5 protein-coding genes are annotated in these 6256 nt (G+C 59.6%); all 5 read right to left on the reverse strand.

The features are described from left to right. Positions 1–142: 142 nt before the first annotated feature. Genes RMO15_RS09735 through RMO15_RS09755 form a run of 5 tightly spaced genes read right to left on the reverse strand, consistent with a single transcriptional unit; the run spans position 143 to position 6145 of the window. The gene (locus tag RMO15_RS09735) at positions 143–2200 is read right to left on the reverse strand and encodes an SMP-30/gluconolactonase/LRE family protein (RefSeq protein WP_309711275.1); all 2058 of its coding nucleotides are present in this window, start codon (positions 2198–2200) and stop codon (positions 143–145) included. Then, the gene (locus RMO15_RS09740; protein ID WP_309711277.1) at positions 2197–3792 is read right to left on the reverse strand and encodes a DUF4038 domain-containing protein; all 1596 of its coding nucleotides are present in this window, start codon (positions 3790–3792) and stop codon (positions 2197–2199) included. Before RMO15_RS09740 ends, RMO15_RS09735 begins: the two co-directional genes overlap by 4 nt. Further along, complete coding sequence (locus RMO15_RS09745; protein WP_309711279.1) at positions 3789–5222, reverse strand: hypothetical protein; 1434 nt, start codon at positions 5220–5222, stop codon at positions 3789–3791. The genes RMO15_RS09740 and RMO15_RS09745 overlap by 4 nt, the downstream gene beginning before the upstream one ends. Then, positions 5219–5944 carry a FadR/GntR family transcriptional regulator gene (locus RMO15_RS09750; protein ID WP_309711282.1) on the reverse strand — a complete coding sequence of 242 codons (726 nt, stop codon included), beginning with the start codon at positions 5942–5944 and terminating at the stop codon, positions 5219–5221. The genes RMO15_RS09745 and RMO15_RS09750 overlap by 4 nt, the downstream gene beginning before the upstream one ends. Positions 5945–6004: 60 nt before the next feature. Then, positions 6005–6145, reverse strand: coding sequence for a hypothetical protein (locus RMO15_RS09755; RefSeq protein WP_309711285.1), 141 nt, complete (start codon positions 6143–6145; stop codon positions 6005–6007). Between the last annotated feature and the right edge of the window lie 111 nt (positions 6146–6256).

The raw sequence follows: 6256 nt of genomic DNA on the forward strand, positions 1-6256 counted from the left end.
GTTGCTTGAAGCATGAACGTGCCCCCATTTGCCTGTTCCGCCTCGGCTTGGACGCACTCCAAAATTGGATGACCTCTTTGTGCAGAACTGTCAAAGAGTGTCAGCGCGAGAAGGCACTACAATTTTTGTCCTGTACTTAGATTTACTTGCTTTCCGGTGTCCAGTCATAGACGAGCACTTTGCCCTTCCAGTCTTCTTCCACAAAGATGCGGTAGGTGTTGTTCTTGCGCCGAACGGCACGGATCGCGTCGCGGAAATCCACCCAGCCGGACTCTTTGGAGACCTCGGGGCCGGGTGCGATCGTTCCCACCTTGCCGCCGTCACTAAGCCGGTAGACATGGATGATGGCAGTGCGGCTCTCGACGGCAAAGGCGTACTCGCCTGCGGTGCAGAGGGAGACAATAATCGTGTTCCTCACCGAGGCTCCGGGCGTCTTGGTGTGCGTCTCGGGGTCGTAGGGGAGCGCGATGCGCCAGGCGATCTTGGGTTTGCCCGTGTTCCAGCCCTCAAAGCGCAGCAGCTCGCTGCCGACCGCGCCCCACTCGCCGCCGGTCTTGGGGCGCTCTGAGGTATGGCCGGAGAGGAGCATGGTGTCGCTCTCGGGGAGATACTCGGTGCGCAAGAGCTGCGTCATGGGCGCGTGCATCGTGGTTTTCGCGACGGTCTTTGCGTCATAGCGGGGGACGCCGTTTGTGTCCAGCCCGCCAAAGCGCCAGCGCCAGATCGTCCCATCCTGGCTCGCTTGCCAGATATCGCCCGCCGCGTCCACGTTCGAGGCCCAGAACTCCCCGTCCGGCCCGACGCGCGTGCTGTACTCACTCGCCTGCATCTGCCCGTCGCCATTAAGATCCCGCCAGAGCCAGCCGCCGGTTTTCGGCTGACCGGGCGGCTCCCAGCCATCGTCAGCGCGGTAGTGGTTTTGTGAGAGTGCGACACACGGAACGGCCGTCTCGCCCTCGATGCAATAGAAACACAGCAGCCCCTGCCACATTCCTCGGACGATCAAGAAGCGCTTGCCACCGAGAGCTCGTACTTGCGGGGCACACTGAAGATGGTTGCCATCGTGGAGGCGCAGGTCGCTTGGGTAGCGAAACGGGTCCACGGTCTGCGCCCGCCATGTCCAAGCGAACTTCGGGGAGTCGGTGAGGGTGTAGCGGCTCTCGGTGGTAAAGACATCGGTGCCGTCGCTCTGTGGGTCGGCGTCTGCGGTGTCCACGAACTCTAGGCCCAAAAGCTCCCACTGAAGTTTTTGATTGGGGGAGAACGCCCGGAGAACCGTCCCGCCGCCGGGCGTGTTGCACCCGACATAGAGGTTGTCTTTGGCATCCACCCCGACACCCATCGGATTGGCAAAGCGCAGTGGCCCCGTCTTGCCCCGCTGCGCCCCCGCCCACATCCCGCCTCGCTCACCGATACTGCTAATTAATTTATCACTTTGATAGATTTTAATATTCTGATCCGGCCCACTATCGGCAATCAACAAGCGGTTCTTGCCATCAAACGCAAACCCCTGCGGCTTCAGTGGACTGGGCAGACTCAGGCGCTTGGTAAGCTTGCCCGTCGCATCAACCGAGAACAGCGCATCGCCTGAGCGCACCCAGAGCACTCCTGTACGGTCAACGGCGAGAGAACCAGGCGCGGGGCAGGGATGCGACGCCAACGGTCGCATCGTTGCGGTCTCGTAGCTCCTAAGCTGACTGCCCGCACTATCCGAAACATAGAGTGTCTTGCCGTCGGGTGAGACCGCGAGGCCGTGGAGGTGCGCGTCGTCTTTTTCGGGGCGCTCGTGGAGCACGAGCATTGCCCCAAAGCGTCCCTTACCACCGGGAAACGCAGCAGGCTTGCCCATGCGATCATAGCGCGAGACCCCAAACCAGTTTTTCCCCTTCTCGGGATACTCCGGGCCTTTGAGACCGCCGCCCTCGTTGCCTTGGACGTGGGCGATAAAGACATAGCGCTCGGTTGCTGCGATCGCAGCGCCGCCGCCTGTGCCCCAGCCATGCGTGTGCTCGCACTTGCCCATCACCGCGCCGTCTTTGTAGAACCCGAACTCGCGCCCGCCTTCGTCCCAGCCGCTCGCCACAAAGACCGTGCCATCGGGGGAAACAAACATCCCCTCGCAGAAGTTCTGTACCCAGAGCGGGCCTCCGCCAAAGCTATTGCCCAGCCAGCAAGTTTTGTAGTTAAGTGTGTTTTTCATACTGTACTCTCCAAGAGAAATACCCAATCCTGCTTATCAGGGGGCTTAGGGCTCTGCCAATGGGATTCGGAGGTCGTTTCTACGCTTTGATATTCTCCTGTACGTGGGTTGAAACAAGAAACTCGGTAGGTTCCAGGCTCCAAGTAAAGATGCTGGTGTCCGCCAGGTGTATAGAGCACGTAGGTCTTACATGGCTCTGCGAGGCAGGGGGTGCTGTGTGCTAGCTCTGGGTGGGGAGCCAGTTGCTCCCAGCCAGGAATCGCCTCGAAAAACTCTCGGAGGTGCTGGTGGTAGCCCAGCAGGTCGTCTTTGGTGCCAAGCCCATTGATCCAGCCGCCCGCGCCCGACTCCGCGCTCTCGCCGGTGGTCTGGTGGCAGCCCGCCATTGTGATCTCCCAGGCGAGACGACGGCGACTATCTGCACTCCGGGCAGGCGCGACTCGTGCACCACCCCACGGGCCGGGGTAGTGGTCTTCGTAGCCGTACTCTTCGTTAACTTGGGGAATAATCCGCCCCGTCGCCTCTTGTTCGGTGCGGTTCTTGAGCATCCCGTCGTAGCTTCCGTGCTCGTCCCAGCTCTGAAAAAGCGCGTGGGTGCACCAGGGCGAGGTGCGGAAGGGAAAGTGCCCGTGGCCGTGGACGCTCATGAGATGGTCATAGGGGTCTTGACTCGCCAGAAACTCCCCGATCTCCTCCACCCAGGCGTTGCTCTGGAACAGCGCCCACTCGTTGGTCAGGCACCACTCCACATTCGAGAATGCCGAAAAACGCGCGGCGGCGTAGGCATAGTAGAGACGCTCATTTGCATCCCTCTTGCGCGTGCTGTGATCGAAGTCGCTTGCGCCCTCGGTTTTGGGACTTGGTCGCTCGAACGGGTAGTTCTGCGGCTCCTGCGCGTCGGTGAAGAAGATTACCTGGACAATCAGACTATGGCGCTGCGCCTGAGCGAGCAGGCGCTCGAACTTCTGCCAGTAGGCCACGTCAAAGCGCGTCGTATCGGGCTTTGGATCGTCCCAGACATCGGGCTGTGCACAGAGCCACGGGCTGTAGAGATACGAAAAATCCTCATGGTGCCCCACCTGCGGCTCGAACCATCGCCCACCGTCGCGCTGTCGGCTAGGACAGAGCGAGACCCGGATGCGGTTGACACCAAAACTAGCCAGGCGCTCGATGGTTTCGTAGAGCACTTCGTCGCTGAGACCTGCCATCAGATACGCCGTCGTTGCGTTCCAGAAAAACGGCTCGCCGGTTCCTGACCAGCGAAAGCCCCAGCCATCGGCTTGGAGCTGGCCTTTGTTGTCGCTATTGTCGTCTTCCAGGGCCACCAAATTGCCCGAGAAGTGCGCCTCGGTCTCGCCATGTTTGAAAGTGACGGTGTAGATGTGCTCGCCAGAGTGCGTTGGCATAAAGCGAATGCGGTAGACACTGCCGTCCTGACTGTCGCAGAAGCCCGTGATTGCCTTTCCGTTGAGCGTACCAGTGATCTCGACGGTGCGAAATGGATCTGCAATAGGGTGGTGAGTTTGAATCCGCACCTCGAAAAAAACAAAGACGCGACTAATATCTGATGGGGGATGAAAGGTAATTCTCATTCGGAAATTGTCTCCAACGTGACGCTGGTGGCTCCTGCCTCTAAGAGTGCCTGCCTTGCTCTTACTAGCCATGCCTGCCCAAACTCCGTTTCAGAGCGTGGGTCTTGCGCCAGCCGCTGGCTCCGGGGGAGCTGTGTTGCGGCGTAGGGGTTCCAGCGCGGCGAGAGCGTGAGGGGGGAGATAAGCACGGGTTTTCCTCCCGAAAGCGCCTGTGCGGTTGCCAGAATCGCCGGGTAGCTTGTGATAGTCTCCTCAATCGAAGCCGCGTCAAAGGCGTGAACTTGCGGGTTGATGGCGAATGTCAGTCCGTCGCAGAGCTCCAGAGGTGGCGGATAGCGATTGAGAAAGAGAAAGTCGGAGTCCGTGCCCGCAAAGACCGGTGCAATTTTGCGTAGGGGCCGTGCCGCAAGCAATAACGCATGGTGATCAGGGGGCGTATTGACGTGCTCTGTGGCAGGAAGCACCAGCCAGCGAGTAATCGGGGAGCGCGTTTGGATTTTCTCCCCAATCTCTGGGTACCCGATCAGGGCGACCTCCAGCCCAAGGCCACGACTTTGAGCTAGGACATCAGCCTTTGCCAGCCGCTCTACGTCGCTAGGGATGCCAAAGAGGTCTACGCGTATTGCCATCTCTCTGATTGATGCCATCTCCCCAGGATGCTCGTTCCTCGCTCCGTCCCCTCTTCCCGTGTTTGCTCCTTCGTCGCCGGAAGAGGGACTAGGGAAACAGGGAGATGCAGCCTCTCTTCCCAGCGAGGTACGAGCGAACTGGGGAAGAGAGGTGCCTGAGCCGTGCGAAGGCGGAGAGATGGCTTCAATGACGACCCGCTGCCAGACGCGCTCTCCAGCTTTGACAAGCACGGGATACGGGAGACTTAGGGGTGTGCAGAAGGTCTTGAAGCTAGCATCGGTCCAGTTGCGCTGGTCTTCGAGCTCGAAGACATCACCCGAGAAGCCAAAGCGCACCTGGGAGCCGTCGGGGAGGGTTTGGGTCAGTGAGCGTAGCGCGGCAAACGGGGCGACGGGCTGATCGGGGCAGACGAGCGCGGGAAACGCGGTGGTGCGGGTCGTGCCATCTGTGTGCTCAACCTGGCAGGGAGCACCCACGCAGGCCAGTGGGTGGAGCAGACAAAAGCCAATTCGGTTGCGCCTGAAGTCTTTGAGTGCCTCGCCCTCGAAGGTAAAGATAAGCCTTCCGCCAGAGTGTGTCTGGATCGTGCCGTGCCAAATAAGAACGTCCGCGTGGCGCATCGTGAAGGAGATCTGCTCGGGCGAGGTGCTCTCCACGACGAGAACTCCTTCCACCGTGCCCCAGTTTTCATCACGTACGGCGGCGTAGAGACGCGAGAGCAGGGGCTGTTCGTTACAGGAGATACCGCACAGCTCGCCGTGGGAGTAGCGTGCGATCAGCAGGCCTGCTGTGAGTGTCATATCAGTAGCCCCGCGACATGCTTTTGGATCTCCTCGGAGTCGGCTAGATGTGCCTCCATCGCGGCACGTGCCCTCAGTGAGTCGCCTGCTTGAATGGCAGCGAGTATCTGATGGTGAAAGCCCATGCCGCGCTCGATAGAGCTGAGAAGCGCCATGCCGCTGCGCCGTACTTCGATCAGAATCTCTGCGATAGCATCAAGGAGAACCACAAAAAGTGGGTTTTGTGTGGCCACAGCCAGCGAGCGGTGGAAAGCCACATCTGCGGCGCAGTAAGCCTCGGTGGGGGCGGCTTCGGTTGTCATCACGGCAAGCCACTGCTGCATCGCGGCAAGATCGCCTAGTGTGCGGTTCTGCGCGGCGAGTCCGGCAATCTCGATCTCCAGCACGCAGCGAACTTGGTGGATGTGGGGGTAGGTCAGGCCCTTCTGGCTACCCCGAAGCATGTAGCTAATGGAGTGAGAGAGATTCTCTGCTGTGGGAATGCGCACTAAGTAGCCGCCACCAGGAAGTGCTTCGAGAAGGCCTCGTGCCGCCATGTCCGCGACCGCACCCCGGATCACTGTTCGACTGACTTCGAGCTGAGCGCCTAGCACACGCTCTGCCGGAAGCGTGTCGCCGGGGCGAAGGGAGCCGTCCTGAATCTTGGCTTCAAGCGCTTGAATCACTTGCTGTACGAGGCTGGGTGCCGGCTCGATATTGATAAAGTGAGGGGGTACACGCATGGGGGAACTCTTGGTTTCAAGAGTGGTATACCACTTGTGTACCAGTTATGTCAAAGGTGCCTACCACCAGTAGTGTGCGGTGTAAGTGATGACTTTCTCCCCATCCGGTGGAATGGTGATTGTGTACTCAATCGTACTGCTGTCTTTCTTCACGAACTTCTCCGAGGTCGGACCCCTGTGTGCCACAATGATTTGAGACACTTTCCGTTCCCTCTATATCTCCCCAGGGCAAAAAGGAAAGAACCAGAATGAGCATCACTATGGCCCACCCAAACGGCAACTCCGTCTATCAAAACCCGACAGGGATTCCTC

The organism is Armatimonas sp., from assembly GCF_031410135.1.
In the GTDB taxonomy this organism is placed as follows: Bacteria; Armatimonadota; Armatimonadia; order Armatimonadales; family Armatimonadaceae; genus Armatimonas.